This window comes from Vibrio sp. 2134-1 (assembly GCF_033339495.1).
This window is the reverse complement of sequence record NZ_JAWOUS010000226.1, coordinates 1-236: the sequence shown is the minus strand read 5'-3', so window position 1 is coordinate 236 and position 236 is coordinate 1. Positions and strand designations below refer to the sequence as shown.

Sequence of the window (236 nt, the reverse complement as noted above, 5' to 3'; positions counted from 1 at the left end):
CTCTTTTCCTAAATGCCCACGGCACCCTTCAGCAAACAGCGTGTATTTGGCTTTAAGTTCAATGCCCGGTTCGAAATTGGCTTTCTCTTGTCCGTTTTTATCCAGCCCCATATCGTTGGTGGTGATACCAGTAACGGCACCTGATTCATCGTAGTTAATGCTCGCAGCGGCAAAACCAGGAAATACTTCAACACCGAGCTGCTCAGCTTGAGTAGCAAGCCAGCGACAAAGATTAG

1 protein-coding gene is annotated in these 236 nt (G+C 47.9%); it reads right to left on the bottom strand.

The features are described 5' to 3' along the window. Positions 1-236, bottom strand: a 236-nt coding sequence (locus R7R78_RS25095; protein ID WP_406707394.1) for an NAD(P)/FAD-dependent oxidoreductase, incomplete at both ends; no start/stop codon positions are given.